We start from the raw sequence: 21,581 nt of genomic DNA, 5'->3' as shown, positions 1-21,581 counted from the left end.
GGTATGCCGTTCAGGCGGCTTCGCTCAGCGGCGCGTACTGCAGCGGCACCTGCGCGAGCTTCTGCAGCTCATCGAACGTCAGGCCTTCCACCATTTCCCGCACGACGAAGCCTTCCGGCGTGACGTCGAACACGGCGAGGTCCGTGTACACGCGATCCACGCACTGCACGCCCGTCACCGGATACGAGCATTGTGCGACCAGCTTGCTTTCGCCCTGCTTGGTCAACAGTTCCATCATCACGTAGACCTGCTTCGCACCGATCGCCAGATCCATCGCGCCGCCGACCGCCGGAATCGCATCCGGCGCGCCGGTGTGCCAGTTCGCGAGATCGCCGTCCGCCGACACCTGGAACGCGCCGAGCACGCAGAAATCGAGATGGCCGCCGCGCATCATCGCGAACGAATCCGCGTGATGGAAATACGCACCGCCCGTGAGCAGCGTGACGTGCTGCTTGCCGGCGTTGATGAGTTCGTCGTCTTCCTCGCCCTTGGCCGGCGCCGGGCCCATGCCGAGCAGGCCGTTTTCGCTGTGCAGGAAGATTTCGCGGTCCGCCGCGAGGTGATTGGCGACGAGCGTCGGCACGCCGATGCCCAGGTTCACGTAGGCGCCTTCGGGAATGTCCGCGGCCACGCGCCGGGCCATTTCGTCACGAGTGAGTTTCTTCATGGCTATATCCTTCGTCAACGTTCATTCAGGCAGCGAGTTCGGCTTGATGCACCGCTTGCGGCACTTCCACCACGCGCTGCACGAAAATGCCCGGCGTCACGATGTTCTCGGGGTCCAGTTCGCCCAGCGGCACGACCTTCGACACCTGCACGATGGCCGTCTTCGCGGCGCTCGCCATGATCGGGCCGAAGTTGCGCGCCGTCTTGCGATACACCAGATTGCCCCAGCGATCGCCCTTGAATGCTTTCACCAGCGCGAAGTCCGCATGCAGCGGCGACTCCAGCACGTAGTGCTTGCCGTCGATCTCGCGCGTTTCGCGGCCTTCCGCGAGCTTGGTGCCGTAGCCCGTCGGCGTGAAGAATCCGCCGATGCCCGCGCCCGCCGCGCGAATGCGCTCGGCCAGATTGCCCTGCGGCACGAGTTCGAGCTCGATCTCGCCCGCGCGATACAACGCGTCGAACACGTGCGAATCGGTCTGGCGCGGGAACGAGCAGATGATCTTGCGCACGCGCTTCGCCTTCAGCAGCGCGGCCAGGCCGATGTCGCCATTGCCGGCGTTGTTGTTGACGATCGTGAGATCGCGCGCGCCCTGCTCGATGAGCGCGTCGATCAGCTCGGACGGCATGCCCGCCGTACCGAAACCGCCGATCATGATGGTCGCGCCGTCGTGGACGTCGGCCACGGCCGAAGCGAGCGAATCGAAAATCTTGTTGATCATTGCCGTTCTTCTCCAGTCTGGACGCCCGCGGTTGCCGCAGGCGTCCGTCCCGTTCCAGGGTTTATCTGCTTGAAAGCCGACTTGCAGCGCATCGTGCAAATCATCGTGCGAACTCTCTTGCCAGCGAATGTTCGATATGCGAACATGGATTCGTTTAGCGAACATCGGCATGGTAGTCCTGCGTTTATTGCCGTGTCAACGAAGCACTGCCGAAGTGCGGGTTTTCACGGAGCCGCCGCTGCTTCGCGCCACCTGGATCATGCCTATGAAACCCTCAGCCTCAGCCGCTCCCGAGATCGACCCGACAGATGCGCCGGATGCACCGGATGCGCAGTCGCGTCCCGGCGACGCGTATGTCCAGTCCTTCGCGCGCGGGCTTTCGGTGATCCGCTCCTTCGACGCCAGCCGTCCCGCCCAGACCCTCACCGACGTCGCCGCGGCCACCGGGCTCACGCGTGCCGGCGCGCGCCGCATCCTGCTGACCTTGCAGGCGCTCGGCTATGTCGAGGCGGACGGCCGCCTGTTCCAACTTACGCCAAAAATCCTCGACCTGGGATTCGCGTACCTGACATCGATGCCCTTTTGGAATCTCGCCGAACCCGTCATGGAAGATCTGGTCGGACAGGTGCACGAGAGCTGTTCGGCGGCCGTGCTGAACGGCGCGGAGATCGTCTACGTGCTGCGGGTGCCGACGCACAAGATCATCACGCAGAACCTCTCCATCGGCAGCCGGCTGCCCGCGTTCTGCACGTCGATGGGCCGGGTCCTGCTCGCCGCGCTCGACGAAACCAGCCTCGACGCCATCCTCGATGCCAATCCGCTGGTGGCGCGCACGCCGCGCACGATCGTCGACCGCGCTGCGCTGAAGGAAGCCATTGCGGTCGTGCGCGCGCAAGGCTGGGCCATCGTCGATCAGGAACTGGAGGAAGGACTGATCTCGATGTCGGCGCCGATCCGCGACCGGCAAGGCCGGGTGATCGCGGCGCTCAACATCAGCGGCAATGCGCAGCGCAAGAGCGCGAAGCAGATGGCGAAGGCCTTTCTCGAGCCCTTGCTGGACGCGGCGCAGCGCGTGTCGGACATGGTTGCGCGGCGCGGCTGATGGTTTTTTCCGCAGGTTGAAGCATTGGACGCAATGAGCGCCATGAACGATCTCGATCTGAACCTGATCCCGTACCTCGTCGCCATCGAGGAGACGCGCAATGTGAGCCGCGCGGCCGAGCGGCTCGGCGTGAGCCAGCCGCGTGTATCGACGGCGCTGGCGCGGCTGCGCGAGTATTTCAACGACCCGCTGTTCGTGCGCACCGCGCGCGGCATGGAGCCGACGCCGCGCACGCTCGCGCTGGTGCCCGCGGCGCGCGAGGCGCTCGCCCGCATCGAGCGCGGCATGCTCGACCGGCAGCATTTCGATCCGGCCACGAGCACGGAAACCTTTTCGATCGCGCTGTCGGATGTCGGCGAGATCGTGTTCCTGCCGCGTCTTCTGCAGGCGTTCGCGCAGCAGGCGCCGAACGCGAACCTGCGCTCGGTGTCGGCTTCGCATGGCGATGTCGGACGCGGGATCGAAGCCGGTGAAATCGATCTGGCCATCGGCTATTTTCCGGATCTGCGCGGCAACAACTTCTTCCAGCAGCGGCTCTTTTCACACCGGTTCATCTGCCTGATGCGGCGTGATCATCCGTTTGCACGCGAACCGCTGACGCTGGAACGCTTTCTCGCCTGCGGACATGCCGTGGTGCGCGCGGAAGGCCGCAGCCAGGAGATCCTCGAGAACCATCTCGACCGCGAACGCGTGCGCCGCCGCGCCGTGCTCGAAACGCCGCACTTCATGAGCCTGCCGTTCATCCTGTCGCGCACCGACCTGATCGCGACGGTGCCGCATGCGATCGGCTTCGCGTACGTCGCCGAACATGCATCGATCACGCTCGCCGAACCGCCGCTCGCGCTGCCGCGCTTCGATCTCAAGCAGCACTGGCATCGCAAGTTCCATAACGACGCCCGCACGAAATGGCTGCGCGGTGTCGTGGCCGCGTTGTTCAACGATGAACTCGACGAATGGCCGAAGTGAGCTTGCCCTCGCTGGCGATGAATCCCGCTAACATCGCAGTTTTATTGCCCGGCAGGAAATGATTGATGGATGCGCTGACCAGTCTGCGGGTGTTTCGCGAGGTCGTCGAGGCGGGCAGCTTCGTGAAGGCTGCCGAGCGCCTCGACATGTCGACCGCCATGACCAGCAAGCATGTCGCGAATCTGGAGCGGCAGTTGCGCGTGCGTCTCCTGAACCGGACCACGCGACATCTCAGTCTCACGGAAGCCGGCAGTGTGTATTTCGAGCAATGCAGCGAGGCGCTCGATATCCTTCAGGCCGCCGAAGCGGCCGTCGGCGCGCAGACGGCGCAGCCGCAAGGCGTGCTCAAGGTGACCGCGCCGGGCTGGTTCGCCAATCCCACTTTTGCTGAACTCGTAGTGGCGTATCAGGCGCGCTATCCCGGCGTGCTGGTGGACCTGCGGCTGGAGAACCGCTTCGTCGATCTGGTCGAGGAAGGCTACGACATGGCGTTGCGCGCGACCTCCGATCCTTCGCCCTCGCTGATCGTCCGGCCGCTGTGCAGGATGCCCTTCATGCTGGCTGGCGCGCGTGGCTATCTGGAGCGGCACGGCCAGCCGCGCCATCCGGACGATCTCGCCCGGCACCAACTGGTGTTGCCGACTTACACCAACATCGAATCGGTGACGCTGACCGGACCAGACGGTGCCTTCACGGTGAAGCATCAGGCCGTGCTCAAGACCAACGACACCGCGATGGCGCTCCAACTCGTGCGCGCCGGACTCGGGCTCGCGTACTTTCCGGCGTGGATCGCGGAACCGGAATTTGCGTCAGGAACGCTGCTGCGGGTGCTGCCGGACTATTCGGCGTTCGCGCCATCGGTGTACGCGGTGTACACCAGCCGCAAGTTCATGACGAGCAAGGTGCGGACCTTCATCGATTTCCTCTCCGACGCGCTCAGCGAACGCCCGCCTTATTAGGATTACTCGTATTCGTGCTTGAGGGACGACGTGACATCATCGCGCCGCTTCCCTGAGCGTGCGCGCGACCTGGTGTGTCGTGGGTGTGTCGCGATCTCGCGCGTCGCCGGGACCTTCCCTCACTTCGTCTGTCACGAGGTTTGCGCGACATGGATTTTTCCTGGCTTCCCCTGGTGTTCGGGCTGTGCCTGCTGGCGTTCGTAATGTTCGTGTGCCGCACGGTCAATGCAGCTTGCGGCGTTCCGCGATGGAACGGCGCGCTGTTCTTCTTTGCACTCTGTTGTCTGGCGATGCTGCTGGACTTCGCCCTCACGATGATCTTTGCTTCGGCCAGCTTCTACGAGCGGACGGAGTATGAGCGTTATGCATCGCGGGGCGACTGGGGTGAGCGGGCCGTGACTTACCTGATCCAGTTGACGATCGCGCTGGCGCTGGCGGTGCGGTTCCGAAGGCGTCAGCGCTTCGCGCGATGTCGTGCGGGTGGAAGTGCGAGGGCTTGCGCGCAGTGTCCGCCGGAGCGACGCGCGCAGTGCAAGCGGCGTGATGTCGTGCAGATCCAGACGTCGGCTTATACGCGGTCGGAGTTGCGGCTTAAGGGATCTCGAACGGTGACTGTTTGTGCGCGTTGAGCCCGTTTTCCTGAGCCAAATTTCACATCTGCAACCTAGACATCCAATGAGACGACATGCACCTATCGCGGCCGCTGCGGCCGCGATCATCCTGACCGCATGCGGCGGCGGTGGCAGCGACAACGGGCCGTCGACACCCGTTTCCACGGCTTCTGCGGCAGGGCTTTACTCGGGCAATACAGACAGCAACCGGCAAGCCTCTGTACTCATTCTCGACGACGGACGCCTGTATTCGATCTACGCCGTCGCTGGCAATACGGACTTTATCGCGGGCGGGGTCATCGGAGCGGTCGCGTCGAGCAACGGCAAGTTGTCCAATGGCAGCGGCATCGACTACAACCTCGAGGGTCAAGGCAGTAGCGCAGTCACGCTATCAGGCGCTTACTCTGCGAAAGCCTCTCTCAACACCACGATCCTCTACGCGAACGGAGCGAAGACCACCTTCGTCGGCACGTACGATCCAAGCTACGACACCGTGCCGATGCAGGCCACGGTCACGGGTACCTTCAAGGGAGAAAGCGTGACCAGCGGCGGCAACGATCGAAACGTCACGCTGACGGCAGACGCCACCGGTTCGATCACGGGTACAGGCACGAGCTGCAGTTTCACCGGGTCCATCAAGCCGCATGCGTCAGGCAACGTCTACGACCTGACGATCAGCTTCGGTGGCGGCAACTGCGCCTATCCGAACACCACTGCATCGGGTGTTGCGGTCATGACTGGAACGACCATGCGTGCCGAACTTCAGACGCTTCAGTCGCCGACGAAAGCGGGCGTGCTCTTCGTTGGCGCTCGACAGTAGGTAACCGGTGGCAGGCCGCTTGCGGCCTGCTCGCCGCCACGCTACAATCGCCGTTCTTTGCTACACACCCTGCTGCCACGCAGCGCAGTTCGGGATCGTGGCGAAGGGTCAGACGGCAACGGCGGACCTTTCGCAAAGGCAATCGGGGCGTAGCGCAGCCTGGTAGCGTACCTGCATGGGGTGCAGGTGGTCGGAGGTTCAAATCCTCTCGCCCCGACCAGTACAAAAAAAGGCTCTCTGGTCTCCACCAGAGAGCCTTTTTCTTTGTCGCTTCCATCAAGCTTGAAAAGAACCCGCTTGGGAATCTGAAGAACCGTTACGTACACACGGCGAGCAAGAACAATGGCGTATAACAAGCTCAACAACCCGCGCGCATTTCCCGGCAATAGCAACTTCGGGATGTCGCTCCGGGACTATTTCGCCGGTCAGGCCCTGGCGGGCGACATGGCAGACGACACCTTGTCGAACGATGCCTCCTCCGAGTTTCTCGAAGAGCGCGCGCAGCTTTACTACCGTCTCGCCGATGCCATGCTCAAGGCCCGCGCGGAAGAGGAAGCCCTCTCCAGTACCGGCGCGATGATGGGCTTCAGCGTCTGACAGTCGAAAGCCTTTTGGCGGCTGTCGAAGGTCACGGCTTTAAGGCTTAATGCTCATACGTTAAGCACGAAAAAAGACTTGTCAATCAGCTATTTAAGCTCTAGTCTTAAGGTGACGCATAAGGATTGGCGCGCATGCTCACGACCGTTTCCACGCCCTTGCAATCCGGGCGAATTTCTTCTGATCGACCTTTCTCCCGTTTGCGCGAGGAAGTCTCGAAATGGTTCGATTCCACGAGTCACGCGCGCGTTTCGCGCTACGGGCGCATCTATCCCGGCGGCAGCCGCTACGTATGTCTGAGCGCGCCCAAGCCCGGCGGTCAATACGCACTCTATTTCTTCCATCATGGCGATGACGACTGGCGCATCTATCCGCCGTCGGGTGTCGGACCGAGCATCGTTTATTGCTCAGTCGACGTCAAAGCGCCCGCCCCTTCAGCCGCTCGCGCCGCGCTTCGCCCGAAGCGACGCTTGCGCGCCGCCCTCAAGTCCTAGCTCCTGACGGCGAGGAGCGTCTGCCCGGTGATGGCCTCATCGATGGCGCGCTGATACACCTTTGCAACCTCCGCAGCGGCAATGCCCTGCGATGGATCCTTGCCCATCGATTCGAGCGTCTCCGCGACCCACCCCGGACTCACCACGTTCACGCGCAACGCGCCTTGCAGCTCGAGCGCCGCGACCCGCACGAAACCCTCGAGCCCCGCATTGACGATGCTCACCGCAGCCGCGCCGATCATCGGTTCCTGCGCCAATGTGCCGCTCGTCAGCGTGATCGAGCCGCCGGCCTCGACATGTCCGCGTGCACAGCGCACGAGGTTCACCTGACCCATCAGTTTGTTGGCGAGGCTGAAGGCATAGTCCGCGTCGTCCAGCGCATCGAGGGGCTTGAACTTCGCTGCCCCGCCGACACACACCACTGCACCGACCATCCCCACTCGTTCATACAGGGCGACGATGCTCGCCTTGTCCGACAGATCCACGGCTTCATCAGAGCCCTTGCGGCTCGCGGTGATCACTTCGTGCCGGGCTTCGAGAAGCCGTTTGATTTCGGTGCCCAGCAGACCGGTTGCGCCAACGAGCAGTACTCGCATAAAGCCTCCTGAATCGATAGGACGGGACGGGACAAGCAGGCGTATCGTACTGCGCCGGTGTGCGGCATGCAGCGCATGAACTCGGCCGCGCAGCCGCGCCAACGCTTTTTGCGCAGACAAAAAAATGCCGCGACGAATCGCGGCATTGCGGTACCTTCACGACGCAAGCGCATCGACCATCCGCAGACGGCCTTCAGCCGCCCAGCAAATCGATCACCTTAAGAATGTCCTTGCGCAACTGATCGACATCGAGCGATCCCTGCGCCGCTTGCGGATCGCCCGGCATGCCCTCGGCTTCGGCTTCGTCGGCGCTTGCACGGCCTTGCGAATCGAGGCGATTGCGCGCTCCGTTGATCGTGAAGCCCTGCTCGTATAGCAGATCGCGGATGCGCCGGATCAGCAGAACCTCGTGATGCTGATAGTAGCGGCGATTGCCGCGCCGCTTCACCGGCCTCAGCTGCGTGAACTCCTGTTCCCAATAGCGCAGCACGTGAGGCTTGACGCCGCACAGTTCGCTCACTTCGCCAATCGTGAAATAACGCTTGGCCGGGATAGGAGGCAAGACGACTTTTTCCATCGTCGATCAACCATCGTGGTTATTGATGTCGATTGAAGCGCGGTGGTCAGCAGCAGCGGAAAGCGCGGATCAAGCCGCATGCCTTCCGTGAATCAGGGATCAACGTGCGAGATCCGTCTCCGCTCCCGTTTCAACCAGCGCCTTCAGCTTCTGACTTGCATGAAACGTGACGACCCGCCGCGCCGCAATGGGAATGGCCTCGCCGGTCTTCGGATTACGCCCGGGACGCTGCGGCTTGTCGCGCAACTGGAAATTGCCGAAGCCGGAGAGCTTGACGCTCTCGCCGCTCTCCAGCGCGTCGCGAATGACTTCGAAGAAAGCTTCGACCATGTCTTTCGCCTCGCGCTTGTTCAAGCCGACGTGGTCGAACAGCATCTCCGCCAGTTCGGCTTTCGTGAGCGTCGGCGTATCGCCAGGCGCGCTCGAGGTCGGGATATCTCGGGTCATGGCGCTGCGCTGCGCCGAAAGAAGGGCTTCGAAATCACTCGAGTTCATTTGGTTCATATCGGTAAAACGGCGCGTAACACGCTTGAGACTTTGGGCGTTGTGCGGATGGGCCGACTCCAGAGGAAGGCTATCCGCGCAATCGCGCGCCGTGTACTCGAGTCAGACGATCCACCAGGGTTTTGATGGCCGTATCGACTGTTTCGTCCTGAAGCGTGCCGCCAGTATCTTGCAACGTTACACGGAAGGCAAGACTTTTCTCGTGCGTGCCCAACCCTCCGGAAGTATTTGATTTTGGACGAAATTCGTCGAAAAGCGCAACCCTCGTGACGTGCCTGCAGGCGGGTTCCGAACGGGCGTTTTCGAGCTCGTCGAGCAGCGCCCGAACCGGCACGTCCTGGTCCACGACAACCGCGATATCGCGTCGCACCGGCGGGAATTTCGACACCTCGGACGTCGCCGGCAGCGCGCGTTCCATCAACGCTTCGGCATCGACTTCGAAGACGACCGGCGCATGCGGAAGGTCATACTTTTGCAGCCAGCGCGGATGCAGTTCGCCGATCCAGCCCACCGCGCGCCCCGCTACCTCGATACGCGCGCTGCGTCCCGGATGCAGCGCCGGATGCTCGGCCTTCACGAAGCGCGGCACAACCGGCGCGAACAGCGCCTCGACGTCGCCCTTGACGTCGAAGAAGTCGACATTGCGGGTCGCCGCGCCCCATTGCTCCTCGATGACCGGGCCATAAGCGAGGCCGCCGATCATCTTCGGCTGCGCATAGCCTTGCACGCTGAGTTCGCCTGCCTGCACGGATGCATCGCGATGAAACACGCGGCCCGCCTCGAACACGCGGATACGCTCGGCGCGACGGTTCAGGTTATGACGCAGCACTTCGATCAGGCTGCCGAAGAGCGTCGTGCGCATCACCGAGAGCTGGCTCGCGATCGGGTTCAGCAGCTTGATGGGCTGATCGTTGCCGGCGAAGTCCTTCTCCCACTCGGCATCGACGAAACTGAAGTTCACCGTCTCCGAGTAGTCGCGCGCGGCCACCGCGTGACGCAGCACGTGGATCGAACGGCGGGTCTCGTCGGTGCGGCGCATTTCGCTGTGCGCGACCGGCGGACGCGCCGGAATCTTTTCGAAACCATAGATGCGCGCGACTTCCTCGATCAGGTCTTCCTCGATCTCGATGTCGAAGCGATACGGCGGCGGCGTGACCTTGAAGGTATCGCCGTCGCGCTCGAATGCGAGGTTCAGGCGCGTGAAGATCTGCGCGATCTCCTCGGCGCCGATCTCCACACCGATGATGCGATGCGCGCGCGACACGCGCATGGCCACCGGATTGCGCTCGGGCACGTTGACGATCTGGTCGTCGACCGGACCCGCCGCGCCGCCACAGATGTCCAGGATCAGGCGCGAGATGATTTCGATGTGCTCGACGGTCGTCGAATAATCGACGCCGCGCTCGAAGCGATGCGCGGCATCGGTCGAGAAGTTGTACTTGCGCGCGCGGCCGCGAATGGCGTCGGGCCACCAGAACGCGGCTTCGAGATAAATGTGGGTGGTATCCAGCGACACCGCCGTGCTGTCGCCGCCCATGATGCCCGCGAGACTTTCGACATGACGGTCATCGGCGATCACGCCGACGGTTTCATCGAGCTCGACGGTGTTGCCGTTCAGGAGCTTCAGCGACTCGCCCTGCTTGCCCCAGCGCACTTCGATCGCGCCGTGGATCTTGTCGAGATCGAACACGTGCGACGGACGGCCGAGTTCGAGCATCACGTAGTTCGAGATGTCGACGAGCGCGGAAATGCTGCGCTGGCCCGCGCGTTCGAGCCGCTCGACCATCCATTGCGGCGTCTTCGCGTGCGCGTTCACGCCGCGAATCACGCGGCCGGAAAAGCGGCCGCACAGGTCCGGCGCGAGGATCTTCACGGGCAGCTTTTCATCGAGCTTGACCTCGACTGCCGGCACCTCGAGCGCCTTCAGCGGCGCACCGGTGATCGCGGCGGTTTCGCGCGCGACGCCATACACCGACAGGCAATCCGCCTTGTTCGGCGTGAGCTTGATCTCGAAGACCGTGTCGTCGAGATTGAGCGTCTCGCGGATGTCCTGGCCGACTTGTGCATCGGCGGGCAGGATCAGCAGGCCGCTGTGATCTTCCGACAGCTTCAGTTCGCGCGCCGAGCACAGCATGCCCTGGCTATCGACGCCGCGCAGCTTCGCGGGCTTGATCACGAACGGCTCGCCGCCCGCTTCGGCCGGCGGCAGCACGGCGCCCATCAGCGCGACCGGCACCTTGATGCCCGGCGCCACATTCGGCGCACCGCACACGATGTTCAACTGCTCGCCCGTGCCAGCATCGACCTGACAGACGTTGAGCTTGTCCGCGTTCGGATGCTTCGCGACTTCGAGCACCTGGCCCACGACGATCTTCGTGGTGGGCGGCGCGACCGGCCGCAGGTCTTCGACTTCGAGGCCGGCCATGGTCAGCGCGTGCGCGAGTTCGTCGGTGGAGAGCTGCGGATCGACGAAGCTGCGGAGCCAGGATTCTGGGAATTGCATGGATGTCTACGTTCGAAATGTTTGGAGTCTCGGGTCCGGCTTCGGCGGGTGCGAGCAGCCGGACGTCGCGGGCCGTGCGTGCTTCAGGCGAACTGGCGCAGGAAGCGCAGGTCGTTCTCGAAGAACAGACGCAGGTCTTGCACGCCGTAGCGCAGCATCGTCAGGCGCTCGAGGCCGCTGCCGAACGCAAAGCCGATATAGCGCTCCGGATCGAGGCCCATGTTGCGGATGACGGTGGGATGCACCTGGCCCGAGCCGGAGATTTCCAGCCATTTGCCCGCGTTCTTGCCGTGCTCGAACATCATGTCGATCTCGGCCGACGGTTCCGTGAACGGAAAATACGACGGACGGAAGCGCACGAGAATGTCGTCGCGCTCGAAGAACTTCTTCAGGAAATCGGTGTAGGCGCCCTTCAGGTCGGCAAAGCTGATGTTCTCTTCGATCCACAGGCCTTCGACCTGGTTGAACATCGGCGAGTGCGTGGCGTCGCTGTCCACCCGGTACGTGCGGCCCGGCACGATCACCTTGATGGGCGGCTTGTTCATGCGCGCGTAACGCACCTGCATCGGGCTCGTGTGCGTGCGGAGCAGGAGCGGCCGGCCGTCGGCATCCTGGCCGTCGACATAGAACGTGTCCTGCATCGAGCGCGCCGGATGGTTTTCCGGGCTGTTCAACGCGGTGAAGTTGTACCAGTCGGTTTCGATCTCGGGACCGTCGGCGACGTCGAAGCCGATCGAGCGGAACACCTGCTCGACGCGTTCCCACGTGCGCATCACCGGATGCAGCGTACCGGCGCCGGCGCCGCGGCCGGGCAAGGTGACGTCGATGGCTTCCGCCGCGAGACGCTGGTTGAGCAACGCATCGGCCAATGCCTGGCGACGCGCGGTCAGCGCAGCTTCGACCTGCTGCTTCGCCTGGTTGATGCGCGCGCCTTCGGTCTTCTTCGCTTCGGGATCGAGCTTGCCCAGGCCCTTCAGCAAGTCGGTCAGCGCGCCCGACTTGCCGAGAAAGCGCGCTTTCTCGTTTTCGAGCGTGTTGGCGTCGGTGGCGTGTTCAAAGGCGCTTTTCGCGTCCGCGACAATCTGATCCAGATCCATTGATCCCATCTTCTTAACGTCGAAGTTCAAACAGAGGTTCGGTTTTGCTCATCCACGCCGGTACGCGCGCATGCGATGTGCAAAACCGTCCGACCAACAAAAACGGGGCTCGGTGAGAGCCCCGTTTTCTGCCTTCGCGCCGCCGTCAACAACCCGGCGACGAGAAGGCGAACCACGCAGTACTAATTTCGCAATTAGGCTGCAACGGCGGCTTTCACCTGCTTCACGATCGCAGCAAAAGCAGCCTTGTCGAACACAGCCATGTCAGCCAGCACCTTGCGGTCGAGTTCGATCGAAGCCTTTTTCAGGCCGTTGATGAACACGCTGTAGGTCATGTCATGCTGACGCACCGCTGCGTTGATACGCGTGATCCACAGTGCGCGGAACACACGCTTCTTGTTGCGGCGATCGCGGTAGGCGTATTGGCCAGCGCGCATGACCGCCTGCTTGGCGATGCGATAGACGTTATTGCGACGGCCGCGGTAACCCTTGGCCAGACGGATGATCTTCTTGTGACGGGCCCGTGCGGTAACCCCACGTTTTACTCGAGGCATGTTGCGCTCCTTAAGTTAAGTTGAGGTTAGGCGAACGGCAGCATTGCGCGGACGGAGTTCAGATCGGAATCATGAACGGCCGTGGCGCCACGCAGATGGCGTTTGTTCTTGGTGGTTTTCTTGGTAAGAATGTGGCGCTTGAACGCTTGACCGCGCTTGACGGTACCGCCCGGACGCACCACGAAGCGCTTTGCAGCGCTCTTCTTGGTCTTCATCTTCGGCATGAAACTACTCCAGTTTATTAGATGGTCATGGGTGTGCGGCTGATCCGTCCATGCTGGCCAGGACCCCTTCCCGCCCTTCGAAACCCACGCTCCACTTGTTTGCAGACGACTCGGTGAAGAGTCGCCGCTTTTCATGACCGGCGTCACCGAGATGACGCCGGCCTGAAACTGCCGGCAATGCCGCGCCGACCGCCATTCGACGGCGCGCGATCCATTGCTTGTTGCTTGAGGTTACTTGCCCTTCTTTTTCGGGGCCAGCACCATGATCATCTGACGCCCTTCCATCTTCGGCATCTGCTCGACCTGGCCGAATTCGTCGAGATCCGACTTCAACCGTTCCAGCATGCGCATGCCGATTTCCTGGTGCGCCATTTCACGACCGCGGAAACGCAAGGTGATTTTCGTCTTGTCGCCGTCTTCGAGGAAGCGGGTGAGGTTGCGCAGCTTGACGTTGTAGTCACCGTCATCCGTGCCGGGGCGGAATTTGACTTCCTTCACCTGCACGATCTTCTGCTTCAGCTTCGCCTCGTGTTGCTTCTTCGCTTCCGAGTATTTGAACTTGCCGTAATCCATCAAACGGCAGACAGGCGGGGAAGCCTGCGGCGCGATTTCGACGAGATCCACATCGAGCTGTTCCGATTGACGGAACGCGTCGGCCAGTTTCACGATTCCGAGCGGCTCGTTGTCCACTCCGACCAAGCGCACTTCCGGTGCGGTAATCTCACCGTTGATGCGATGTGACGACTTATCAGTAGCGATGTTACGTTTCCTCTAAAAATTAAAAAACAAGCCGCGCTGCGAGTGACTTACCTGAACGCCCGCACATCCTGCTGCAGACGCTCCAGAAATGCGTCGACCGGCATCACGCCCAGATCGACACCGCCACGAGCACGCACGGCTACGGTTTGCGCATCACGCTCTTTATCGCCGACAACCAGCAAATACGGCACCTTCTTCAGCGTGTGCTCGCGTATTTTATAGCTAATCTTCTCATTGCGCAAATCGCACTCGACTCTAAGCCCTTGTTTTTGCAACGATTGGGCCAGATTCGCGGCATATTCTGCCTGACTTTCGGCAATATTGAGCACGACTGCCTGCGTCGGCGCGAGCCACGGCGGCATGGCGCCGGCGTGGTGTTCGATCAGAATCCCGAGGAAACGCTCCATTGATCCGACGATTGCACGGTGGAGCATCACCGGACGCCGGCGGCTGTTGTCTTCGGCGACATATTCAGCGCCCAGACGCTCCGGCAACACCATGTCGAGCTGCAGGGTGCCGCATTGCCACGAACGGCCCAGCGCGTCCTTGATGTGGTACTCGATCTTCGGACCGTAGAACGCGCCCTCGCCCTCGAGCTCTTCCCATTCCAGACCGCACGCGGTCAGCGCCTCGCGCAGGCCTTGCTCGGCGCGATCCCAGGTTTCATCGCTGCCCGCGCGCTGCTCGGGACGCAGCGACAGCTTGATGGCGATGTGATCGAAGCCGAAATCCTTGTACACGCTCATGGCCAGCGTGTTGAACGCGATGGACTCCGCGATGAACTGGTCTTCGGTGCAGAAGATGTGCGCATCGTCCTGAACGAAGCCGCGCACGCGCATCAGGCCGTGCAGCGCGCCCGACGGCTCATTGCGGTGACACGACCCGAACTCCGCGTAACGCAGCGGCAGATCGCGGTACGAGCGCAGGCCGTGATTGAACACCTGCACGTGACCCGGGCAGTTCATCGGCTTGATGGCGTAGTCGCGCTTCTCCGACTCGGTCGTGAACATGTTTTCACGATAGTTCTGCCAGTGACCCGAGGCTTCCCACAGCGAACGGTCCATGACCATCGGGGTCTTGATCTCGAGATAGCCGGCCTCGTTCACACGACGGCGCATGTATTGCTCGACCTGCTGCCACAGCGACCAGCCCTTCGGATGCCAGAACACCATGCCGGGCGCCTCGTCCTGCAGATGGAACAGGTCGAGTTGCTTGCCAAGCTTGCGGTGATCGCGCTTCTCGGCTTCTTCCAGCATGTGCAGATAGGCTTCCTGGTCTTCCTTTTTGGTCCAGGCGGTGCCGTAGATGCGCTGCAGCTGCTCGTTCTTCGAGTCGCCACGCCAGTAGGCGCCCGCGAGCTTCATCAGCTTGAAGACCTTGAGCTTGCCGGTGGACGGCACGTGCGGGCCGCGGCACAGATCGGTGAAACCACCGTGCGAATACAGCTTGATTTCGTCGCTTTCGGGGATCGACTCGATGATCTCGGCCTTGTACTTCTCGCCGATGCTCTTGAAGTACTCGACGGCCTCGTTGCGCGACACCACGCGGCGCGACACGGGCTCGTCCTTCTTGACGAGTTCCTGCATGCGCTTTTCGATCTTCTCGAGATCTTCGGGGGTAAACGGCCGGCTGTAGGAGAAGTCGTAGTAGAAGCCGTTGTCGATGACCGGTCCGATGGTCACCTGCGCCTCGGGGAACAGGTCCTTCACCGCATACGCCAGCAAATGCGCGGTGGAGTGGCGCACGACATCGACGCCTTCCGGGTCCTTGTCGGTGACGATGGCAAGCGATGCATCGCGGTCGATCAGGAAGGAGGTATCGACGAGTTCGCCGTTGAGCTTGCCGGCGAGCGCGGCCTTGGCGAGGCCCGCACCGATCGATGCCGCGACTTCCGCGACGGTCACCGGGTGGTCGTATTGACGGACCGACCCATCAGGCAAACGTACCGAAACCATATCGTTCTCCAGAACGCCGGCGCACGCCAGGCGATGTCGTTTGAGGCTTGCCTCGCGATCTCACGTCGAGAAATCGGGAGACAAAAAAAATGCGGCCCCGCTATCGAGGGGCCGCATTCACTTTTCACACTTACCGCGAAACAATTTGGCAGAAGGCGAATTAGGTCCTCGACTAGCGTCGCTCCGAAACTGTTTCGGTCAACGTTCGACGTGCCATTTTCATTCGCCTTTTGCACTGAGCGCCATGCAGACGCCCTTCGCGGTTTGAAAACCCGCGAACCGGAGTCCGCAAGCCTTCTTTTTCGTTGGTAGGCTCGATTGGACTCGAACCAACGACCCCCACCATGTCAAGGTGGTGCTCTAACCAGCTGAGCTACGAGCCTGAAAGAAGTGAGATTATATGGAGTATTTCGAACCTTGGCAAGGGTTTGTCCGGAGAAACTTCAAGTTTATTCGCCGAACCGCGGATCTTTCGGTGAATTCCGCTGCGGGGCAAGTCAGGCGGAATTCACCGAGACGGCATTTCACGCACGCCGCGACGCGCGGATCACGCCCGGCACTTCGCCCAGCAACGTGCAGGCGCGCTGGATCTGCGCGGCGCTCGACACTTCCACCGTGAACTGCATGTACGCGACATTGCGGCGGCTCTGGCTCTTCACGCCGATCACGTTGATCTTCTCGCGCGCGAACACTTCCGAGATATCCCGCAGCAAACCTTGCCGGTCGGTCGACTCCACCGACAGATCCACCGGATAAACCGATGAGCCGCGCCCGTTCATCACCTCCGCCGACCAGGTCGTATGCAGCACGCGCTCCGGCGAGCGCTGCGCCATGCGCTTGAAGGTCGTGCAGTCAGTGCGATGGACCGACATGCCTTTGCCGCGCGTCACGAATCCGGCGATCGGGTCCGGCGGCGCGGGGCGGCAGCAACGCGCCAGTTGCGTCAGCAAGGCATCGACGCCGACGACGAGCACGCCCGTCGACGCGCCATGAGCCACGCTCTGCCCGCTGCTGCGTTTCTCGAACTGCTCGGGCGCTTCCGGTTCGGGCTCGGGCGGCGGCGCGTCGGAGAGCGCCTGCTCGATGTTGCGCAGGCTGAACTCGTCCTTGCCGACGACCGCGTACAACTCCTCCGGCGTCTTGAAGCCGAGCTTCGTGGCCAGTTGATCGAGGCTGACGGACGTCTTGCCTTCGCGCTGCAGCGTCTTTTCAACGATCGTCCGGCCCGCCGCGATGGTCTCCGCCGCGTCCGCCGCAAGGAACCACGAGCGCACCTTCTGCCGCGCCCGCGGGCTGTGCAGATAGCCGAGCTGCGGGTTGAGCCAGTCGCGCGAGGGGCCGCCCTCCTTCACCGCGACGATCTCGACCGTCTGGCCGTTCTGCAGTTGCGTATTGAGCGGCACCATTGCGCCGTCGACACGTGCGCCACGGCAACGATGTCCCAGCTCGCTGTGCAGGTGATAAGCGAAATCGACCGGCGTCGCGCCGTGCGGCAGCGCGATCACGCGAGCCTGCGGCGTCAGCACGTAAATGTGGTCGTCGTCGAGCGTGGCGTCGCGCAGATGCTGCCAGCCGCGCTTTTCCGGCTCCGCATCGCCCTCGCCGTCGCCTTCCACGTCGTCCTTCCAGGCCAGCAGCTGACGCAGCCACGCGATCTTCTCGTCGTATTTCTCGCTCGCGGTCACCTGGCCCGCGTAACCGCGCGCGCCCGCTTCCTTGTAGCGCCAGTGCGCCGCCACGCCGTACTCGGCGAACTGATGCATCTCCTGCGTGCGGATCTGCACTTCGAACGCGCGCCCGTCGTCGCCGATCACGACCGTGTGCAGCGACTTGTAGCCGTTCGGCTTGGGCCGGGATATGTAGTCGTCGAACTCGCGTGGAACCGGCTGCCACAGGTTGTGCACGATGCCGAGCACGGTGTAGCAATCCTTGATGTCGCCGACGATCACGCGAAACGCGCGCACGTCGTTCAGCTCCGAGAAGTCGAGATGCTTGCCGCGCATCTTCTTCCAGATGCTGTAGATGTGCTTCGGCCGGCCGCTCACTTCGGCCTTGATGTGCGCCGTGTCCAGCTCGCGCTGCAGGCGCGCGATCGCCTCGGTCACATAGCTTTCGCGTTCGACGCGCTTTTCGTCGAGCAGCTTGGCGATGCGCTTGTACGTGACCGGATCCTGGAAGCGGAACGAGAGGTCCTCCAGCTCCCACTTCAGTTGCCAGATGCCGAGCCGGTTGGCGAGCGGCGCGTAGATCTCGAGGGTTTCGCGCGGCACGTCCGGCGGCGGATCGATCTTGTGCGCGGCGTGAAAGCGCAAGGTCTGCACCCGCGACGCCAGCCGGATCAGCACCACGCGAATGTCCTGCGCGAACGCCAGCAGCATCTTGCGCAGCGACTCGACCTGCGCGCGACGGGCGGCCTGCGCGTCGCGGGTATCGGGAAACTCGGCCAAGGTCGCGCGCGAACTGACCGAACCGAGCCTCAACAGCTTGCGCACATCGCCGACGAGACGCTGCACTTCCGGACCGAAGCGCTCGGTGATGAGCTTTTCGGGATCGTCCAGATGCGGCGCCAGCGCAAACAACGCCGCCGCCGCGACCGCGTGCGCATCGACATTGAGCGTCTGCATGATGCGTGCAGTGCCCACCGCGTGCTCCGCGAGCAGTTCGCCCGTGGACAGCCGGGCGTCCCGCGCGTGCTCGTGCACGAACGCGAGCGCGTCGTCGATGGACGGCTCGGGCCAGGTCTCGGTGGGAACGGCGGTCTCGCTCATGCGGGAAATGCGACTGCTTCAGCCGATACGAAAGTTCAGGTGCGCTGCGCCGCGACCACGACGACTTCGACGAGGCAGGCCGGATTCGCCAGCTTGGCCTCGACGGTGGCACGCGGCGGCGCGTTGCCGTCGGCGACCCATGCATCCCACACCGCGTTCATGCCGGAGAAATGCACGAGATCGGAGATATAGATCTGCACCGACAGCAAATGCGCCTTGTCGCTGTTCGCCTCTTCCAGCAGACGGTCGATGTGGCCGAGCACCTCACGCGTCTGGCCGGTGATGTCCTGGTCCGTGTCCTCGGCGATCTGGCCAGCGAGATAGACCGTACCGTTATGAATGGCGGTTTCGGACAAACGCGGGCCGACGTGATGACGAATGACTGCCATGATGGATTCCTGACGTTGATTGATGGAAAGAAACGATCGATGAAGCCGGGCGGCTCAAGCCAAGCCCGATATTATGCCCCGCTGCTGCCGTCGCCCAGAAAGAACCCTTTGGCAATGGCGATTTGATCTTCGGCAAGAAACGCCGGCGCGTGGCCCACGCCAGGAATCTCGACGCTCGTCACCGACTGCCCCGTTTTCACCATCCGTTCGACGGTTTCGCGCGAGAGCAGATCGGACGTCTCGCCGCGCACGACCAGCACCGGCGACGCGATGGACGCTACCGAATGCCACAGGAACGCCTCATACGCGGCGGCCTGCTCCTCGGTCACCGACGCAAACGGCGTGGCGATGGCCGGGTCATAGTGGAAGGTCCACGCGCCGTCGCGCTCGCGCAGCAGCGGCGTGTTGATGCTGGCCCATTCCGCGTCGCTGAGCGGCCCGAAGCTCGCCGCGAGTTCCGCCGCACGCCGCACGCCCTCTTCGAGCGAAGCAAAGCGCGCCGGCTTGCCCAGATATTCGCCGATACGCCCGAGCGCGACCGGCTCGATATGCGGTCCGACATCGTTCAGGAGCAGCTTGCGGATGGGCGAGTCCGGCAGTCCGCCGAGCGCCATGCCGATCAGTCCGCCCATCGACGTGCCGAACCAGTCCACCGTTTCCACATTGAGCCGCGCGATCAGCGTGACCATGTCCGCGACGTATTGCGGCACGCCGTAGTAACGCGGGTCCGCCAGCCAGCCCGAGAGCCCGCGCCCGGCGACATCCGGACACACGACCCGATACTCGTGGGCGAACGCCTTCGCGAGCTTGTCGAAGTCGCGTCCCGAGCGCGTGAGGCCATGCACGCAGAGCAGCACGCGGGGGTTCGACGGGTCGCCCCATTCCGTGTACGCCACGCGATGCAGCCCGCCCGGACTCGCGCATTGCACGAAGCGCTGGCGCGGCTCGCTCAGCTCCGGGTGAACGGGTTCGACGACGATCGGTGCGGTCATGAAGCGGTCCTCGCGATGAGATTGCAGTTGGTGACTTGGATTGCAACGATTGTACGGCGCGTGGCGCCCGCCGGAATTCCGCTGGCCGAACGGACGACCCTGGAAGAACCATCGGCGCGAAGAGCAAAAAGCAAAACGGGCGCAGCCCGAAAGCCGCGCCCGTTCGAGATCCGGCGCTTAAACCGCGTGCCCGAGCGTCACTTCACGCCCGAGACATCCAGCGGCGCACCCGTCTTCTGCTGGATTTCCTCGGCCGACACGCCGTCCGCCAGCTCGACCAGCCGCAGTCCGTTCTCCGTGACGTCGATCACGCCGAGATCCGTGATGATGCGGTCCACGACGCCCACGCCCGTCAGCGGCAACGAGCATTCTTCGAGGATCTTGTGCTGGTCGCCCTTGGCGACGTGCTCCATCAGCACGACCACCTTCTTGACGCCGGCGACCAGGTCCATCGCGCCGCCCATGCCCTTGATCATCTTGCCGGGGATCATCCAGTTGGCCAGGTCGCCCTTCTTGCTGATCTGCATGGCGCCCAGGATCGCCAGGTTGATGTGGCCGCCGCGAATCATCGCGAACGAATCCGCCGACGAAAAAATCGACGAGCCCGGCAACGTGGTCACGGTCTGCTTGCCGGCGTTGATGAGATCGGCGTCCACTTCGTCTTCGTACGGCGACGGGCCGATGCCCAGCAAGCCGTTCTCCGATTGCAGCCACACTTCCATGCCGTCCGGCACGTGATTGGCGACGAGCGTCGGCAAGCCGATACCCAGGTTCACGTAAAAGCCGTCCTGCAGTTCCTGCGCCGCGCGCGCGGCCATCTGGTCACGAGTCCAAGCCATGATTACTCTCCTTTCGCGCGGACGATGCGTTGTTCGATGCGCTTCTCGGGCTGTGCGTTCAGCACGAGGCGCTGCACGAAGATGCCGGGCGTATGGATGGCGTCCGGATCGAGCTCGCCCACCTCGACGATCTCTTCCACTTCCACCACCGTGGTCTTGCCGGCCATCGCGCACATCGGGTTGAAGTTGCGCGCCGTGCGGCGGTAGATCAGGTTGCCGGACTTGTCGGCCTTCCACGCCTTCACGAGCGCGACATCCGCCGTCAGCGAATGTTCGAGCACGTAGTGGTTCTCGCCGAACTGGCGCGTTTCCTTGCCGTCGGCGATCACGGTGCCGAAACCGGTATTGGTGAAGAAGGCCGGGATGCCCGCGCCGCCCGCGCGCAGCTTTTCGGCCAGCGTGCCCTGCGGCGTGAATTCGAGTTCGAGTTCGCCGGCCAGGTATTGCCGTTCGAACTCCTTGTTCTCGCCGACGTAGGAAGAAATCATCTTCTTGACCTGGCGCGTTTCGAGCAGCTGCCCGAGACCGAAGCCGTCGACGCCCGCGTTATTGCTGATGCAGGTGATGCCCTTCACGCCGGTGTCGCGCAATGCGGCGATCAGCGCCTCGGGAATGCCGCACAGCCCGAAACCGCCGACGGCGAATGTCTGCCCGTCCTTGACGATGTCCTCGAGCGCGGCTTTCGCGCTGGGATAGACCTTGTTCATCTGTGTGTCCCTTCCATGTGTGAAACCAACTGAGAATCGGCTGTTGAGCGGTTTTGTGATGAGCGGTTTTGTGATGAGCGGTTTTGCACCGGCCTTGATCCGTCGGCTTGTGAACCGTCACGACGCTGTCATCGACGCGCGGACGGCCTGCTGGCGAGGCAGAAGCGTGGCGAAAGAGTACGC

The 21,581-nt window shown here is 62.8% G+C and carries 23 protein-coding genes and 2 tRNA genes; 8 read left to right on the top strand and 17 right to left on the bottom strand.

What is annotated here, in order from left to right; all coding sequences use genetic code 11:
- Positions 1–10: 10 nt before the first annotated feature.
- Together QCE83_RS05390 and QCE83_RS05385 are read right to left on the bottom strand one after the other, a co-directional pair.
- A complete protein-coding gene (locus QCE83_RS05390) occupies positions 11–667 on the bottom strand; it encodes a 3-oxoacid CoA-transferase subunit B (protein ID WP_309808029.1) in 657 nt (218 codons plus the stop codon).
- A 25-nt stretch (positions 668–692) separates the two neighbouring features.
- On the bottom strand, positions 693–1,385 hold the full coding sequence (locus QCE83_RS05385; RefSeq protein ID WP_309808028.1) for a 3-oxoacid CoA-transferase subunit A: 693 nt from the start codon (positions 1,383–1,385) through the stop codon (positions 693–695).
- 265 nt (positions 1,386–1,650) lie between these two features.
- On the opposite strand from QCE83_RS05385, the gene QCE83_RS05380 reads away from it, so the two are divergent.
- The 8 genes from QCE83_RS05380 to QCE83_RS05345 all read left to right on the top strand — a co-directional run bounded on the left by QCE83_RS05380 (position 1,651) and on the right by QCE83_RS05345 (position 6,934).
- Complete coding sequence (locus tag QCE83_RS05380) at positions 1,651–2,487, top strand: IclR family transcriptional regulator (protein WP_309808027.1); 837 nt, start codon at positions 1,651–1,653, stop codon at positions 2,485–2,487.
- A 42-nt stretch (positions 2,488–2,529) separates the two neighbouring features.
- On the top strand, positions 2,530–3,453 hold the full coding sequence (locus QCE83_RS05375; protein ID WP_309811473.1) for a LysR family transcriptional regulator: 924 nt from the start codon (positions 2,530–2,532) through the stop codon (positions 3,451–3,453).
- Positions 3,454–3,518: 65 nt separating this feature from the next.
- On the top strand, positions 3,519–4,412 hold the full coding sequence (locus tag QCE83_RS05370; protein ID WP_309808026.1) for a LysR family transcriptional regulator: 894 nt from the start codon (positions 3,519–3,521) through the stop codon (positions 4,410–4,412).
- Between the two features lie 149 nt (positions 4,413–4,561).
- On the top strand, positions 4,562–5,041 hold the full coding sequence (locus tag QCE83_RS05365) for a hypothetical protein (RefSeq protein ID WP_309808025.1): 480 nt from the start codon (positions 4,562–4,564) through the stop codon (positions 5,039–5,041).
- Between the two features lie 46 nt (positions 5,042–5,087).
- Positions 5,088–5,843 (top strand): hypothetical protein, encoded by a 756-nt coding sequence (locus tag QCE83_RS05360; protein ID WP_309808024.1) that lies wholly within the window; start codon positions 5,088–5,090, stop codon positions 5,841–5,843.
- A 143-nt stretch (positions 5,844–5,986) separates the two neighbouring features.
- A tRNA-Pro gene (locus QCE83_RS05355) sits at positions 5,987–6,063 on the top strand.
- 224 nt (positions 6,064–6,287) lie between these two features.
- On the top strand, positions 6,288–6,440 hold the full coding sequence (locus tag QCE83_RS05350; protein ID WP_309808023.1) for a hypothetical protein: 153 nt from the start codon (positions 6,288–6,290) through the stop codon (positions 6,438–6,440).
- A 134-nt stretch (positions 6,441–6,574) separates the two neighbouring features.
- Entirely contained in the window at positions 6,575–6,934 is a 360-nt protein-coding gene (locus QCE83_RS05345) for a hypothetical protein (RefSeq protein ID WP_309808022.1), read from the top strand.
- Here the strand turns inward: QCE83_RS05345 and QCE83_RS05340 are convergent.
- From QCE83_RS05340 to QCE83_RS05270, 15 genes are all read right to left on the bottom strand, one after another.
- The gene (locus QCE83_RS05340) at positions 6,931–7,530 is read right to left on the bottom strand and encodes a short chain dehydrogenase (RefSeq protein ID WP_309808021.1); all 600 of its coding nucleotides are present in this window, start codon (positions 7,528–7,530) and stop codon (positions 6,931–6,933) included. The two genes, QCE83_RS05345 and QCE83_RS05340, sit on opposite strands and share 4 nt — an antisense overlap.
- A 193-nt stretch (positions 7,531–7,723) precedes the next feature.
- The gene (locus QCE83_RS05335) at positions 7,724–8,107 is read right to left on the bottom strand and encodes a MerR family transcriptional regulator (protein ID WP_309808020.1); all 384 of its coding nucleotides are present in this window, start codon (positions 8,105–8,107) and stop codon (positions 7,724–7,726) included.
- Positions 8,108–8,206: 99 nt separating this feature from the next.
- Positions 8,207–8,611, bottom strand: coding sequence for an integration host factor subunit alpha (locus QCE83_RS05330; RefSeq protein WP_309808019.1), 405 nt, complete (start codon positions 8,609–8,611; stop codon positions 8,207–8,209).
- Positions 8,612–8,681: 70 nt separating this feature from the next.
- On the bottom strand, positions 8,682–11,114 hold the full coding sequence (gene pheT / locus QCE83_RS05325; protein ID WP_309808018.1) for a phenylalanine--tRNA ligase subunit beta: 2,433 nt from the start codon (positions 11,112–11,114) through the stop codon (positions 8,682–8,684).
- A gap of 83 nt (positions 11,115–11,197) precedes the next feature.
- Complete coding sequence (gene pheS, locus QCE83_RS05320; protein ID WP_309808017.1) at positions 11,198–12,211, bottom strand: phenylalanine--tRNA ligase subunit alpha; 1,014 nt, start codon at positions 12,209–12,211, stop codon at positions 11,198–11,200.
- Between the two features lie 194 nt (positions 12,212–12,405).
- Positions 12,406–12,765, bottom strand: a complete 360-nt coding sequence (gene rplT, locus QCE83_RS05315) for a 50S ribosomal protein L20 (RefSeq protein WP_008350196.1) — start codon at positions 12,763–12,765, stop codon at positions 12,406–12,408.
- A 26-nt stretch (positions 12,766–12,791) separates the two neighbouring features.
- Entirely contained in the window at positions 12,792–12,989 is a 198-nt protein-coding gene (gene rpmI / locus QCE83_RS05310) for a 50S ribosomal protein L35 (RefSeq protein WP_004191477.1), read from the bottom strand.
- A gap of 231 nt (positions 12,990–13,220) precedes the next feature.
- Entirely contained in the window at positions 13,221–13,748 is a 528-nt protein-coding gene (gene infC / locus QCE83_RS05305; protein WP_309811470.1) for a translation initiation factor IF-3, read from the bottom strand.
- Between the two features lie 47 nt (positions 13,749–13,795).
- A complete protein-coding gene (gene thrS / locus QCE83_RS05300) occupies positions 13,796–15,703 on the bottom strand; it encodes a threonine--tRNA ligase (protein WP_309808016.1) in 1,908 nt (635 codons plus the stop codon).
- 306 nt (positions 15,704–16,009) lie between these two features.
- Positions 16,010–16,086: transfer RNA gene (locus tag QCE83_RS05295), tRNA-Val, on the bottom strand.
- A 141-nt stretch (positions 16,087–16,227) separates the two neighbouring features.
- Positions 16,228–18,471, bottom strand: a complete 2,244-nt coding sequence (locus QCE83_RS05290) for a bifunctional (p)ppGpp synthetase/guanosine-3',5'-bis(diphosphate) 3'-pyrophosphohydrolase (RefSeq protein WP_309808015.1) — start codon at positions 18,469–18,471, stop codon at positions 16,228–16,230.
- 35 nt (positions 18,472–18,506) lie between these two features.
- Complete coding sequence (locus tag QCE83_RS05285; RefSeq protein WP_309808014.1) at positions 18,507–18,860, bottom strand: RidA family protein; 354 nt, start codon at positions 18,858–18,860, stop codon at positions 18,507–18,509.
- Between the two features lie 71 nt (positions 18,861–18,931).
- A complete protein-coding gene (locus QCE83_RS05280) occupies positions 18,932–19,852 on the bottom strand; it encodes an alpha/beta hydrolase (RefSeq protein WP_309808013.1) in 921 nt (306 codons plus the stop codon).
- A gap of 197 nt (positions 19,853–20,049) precedes the next feature.
- Positions 20,050–20,691: a CoA transferase subunit B gene (locus QCE83_RS05275; protein ID WP_309808012.1), complete on the bottom strand. Its 642-nt coding sequence runs from the start codon at positions 20,689–20,691 to the stop codon at positions 20,050–20,052.
- A gap of 2 nt (positions 20,692–20,693) precedes the next feature.
- A complete protein-coding gene (locus QCE83_RS05270; RefSeq protein ID WP_309808011.1) occupies positions 20,694–21,398 on the bottom strand; it encodes a CoA transferase subunit A in 705 nt (234 codons plus the stop codon).
- Between the last annotated feature and the right edge of the window lie 183 nt (positions 21,399–21,581).

The organism is Caballeronia sp. LZ034LL (assembly GCF_031451215.1).
Taxonomy (GTDB): domain Bacteria; phylum Pseudomonadota; class Gammaproteobacteria; order Burkholderiales; family Burkholderiaceae; genus Caballeronia.
The sequence above is the reverse complement of the archived record's forward strand: the minus strand, read 5'-3'. Positions and strand labels throughout refer to the sequence as shown.

What these genes read in the sequence shown, in the direction of transcription:
- QCE83_RS05370 (WP_309808026.1), top strand. Translation starts at nt 3,519, where the DNA reads ATGGATGCGCTGACCAGTCTGCGGGTGTTTCGCGAGGTCGTCGAGGCG.
- QCE83_RS05335 (WP_309808020.1), bottom strand. Translation starts at nt 8,107, where the DNA reads ATGGAAAAAGTCGTCTTGCCTCCTATCCCGGCCAAGCGTTATTTCACG.
- QCE83_RS05275 (WP_309808012.1), bottom strand. Translation starts at nt 20,691, where the DNA reads ATGGCTTGGACTCGTGACCAGATGGCCGCGCGCGCGGCGCAGGAACTG.
- QCE83_RS05380 (WP_309808027.1), top strand. Translation starts at nt 1,651, where the DNA reads ATGAAACCCTCAGCCTCAGCCGCTCCCGAGATCGACCCGACAGATGCG.
- QCE83_RS05390 (WP_309808029.1), bottom strand. Translation starts at nt 667, where the DNA reads ATGAAGAAACTCACTCGTGACGAAATGGCCCGGCGCGTGGCCGCGGAC.
- QCE83_RS05285 (WP_309808014.1), bottom strand. Translation starts at nt 18,860, where the DNA reads ATGGCAGTCATTCGTCATCACGTCGGCCCGCGTTTGTCCGAAACCGCC.
- rpmI (WP_004191477.1), bottom strand. Translation starts at nt 12,989, where the DNA reads ATGCCGAAGATGAAGACCAAGAAGAGCGCTGCAAAGCGCTTCGTGGTG.
- QCE83_RS05270 (WP_309808011.1), bottom strand. Translation starts at nt 21,398, where the DNA reads ATGAACAAGGTCTATCCCAGCGCGAAAGCCGCGCTCGAGGACATCGTC.
- QCE83_RS05345 (WP_309808022.1), top strand. Translation starts at nt 6,575, where the DNA reads ATGCTCACGACCGTTTCCACGCCCTTGCAATCCGGGCGAATTTCTTCT.
- QCE83_RS05330 (WP_309808019.1), bottom strand. Translation starts at nt 8,611, where the DNA reads ATGAACCAAATGAACTCGAGTGATTTCGAAGCCCTTCTTTCGGCGCAG.
- rplT (WP_008350196.1), bottom strand. Translation starts at nt 12,765, where the DNA reads ATGCCTCGAGTAAAACGTGGGGTTACCGCACGGGCCCGTCACAAGAAG.
- pheT (WP_309808018.1), bottom strand. Translation starts at nt 11,114, where the DNA reads ATGCAATTCCCAGAATCCTGGCTCCGCAGCTTCGTCGATCCGCAGCTC.
- QCE83_RS05350 (WP_309808023.1), top strand. Translation starts at nt 6,288, where the DNA reads ATGGCAGACGACACCTTGTCGAACGATGCCTCCTCCGAGTTTCTCGAA.
- pheS (WP_309808017.1), bottom strand. Translation starts at nt 12,211, where the DNA reads ATGGATCTGGATCAGATTGTCGCGGACGCGAAAAGCGCCTTTGAACAC.
- QCE83_RS05365 (WP_309808025.1), top strand. Translation starts at nt 4,562, where the DNA reads ATGGATTTTTCCTGGCTTCCCCTGGTGTTCGGGCTGTGCCTGCTGGCG.
- QCE83_RS05340 (WP_309808021.1), bottom strand. Translation starts at nt 7,530, where the DNA reads ATGCGAGTACTGCTCGTTGGCGCAACCGGTCTGCTGGGCACCGAAATC.
- QCE83_RS05385 (WP_309808028.1), bottom strand. Translation starts at nt 1,385, where the DNA reads ATGATCAACAAGATTTTCGATTCGCTCGCTTCGGCCGTGGCCGACGTC.
- thrS (WP_309808016.1), bottom strand. Translation starts at nt 15,703, where the DNA reads ATGGTTTCGGTACGTTTGCCTGATGGGTCGGTCCGTCAATACGACCAC.
- QCE83_RS05290 (WP_309808015.1), bottom strand. Translation starts at nt 18,471, where the DNA reads ATGAGCGAGACCGCCGTTCCCACCGAGACCTGGCCCGAGCCGTCCATC.
- QCE83_RS05360 (WP_309808024.1), top strand. Translation starts at nt 5,088, where the DNA reads ATGAGACGACATGCACCTATCGCGGCCGCTGCGGCCGCGATCATCCTG.
- QCE83_RS05375 (WP_309811473.1), top strand. Translation starts at nt 2,530, where the DNA reads ATGAACGATCTCGATCTGAACCTGATCCCGTACCTCGTCGCCATCGAG.
- QCE83_RS05280 (WP_309808013.1), bottom strand. Translation starts at nt 19,852, where the DNA reads ATGACCGCACCGATCGTCGTCGAACCCGTTCACCCGGAGCTGAGCGAG.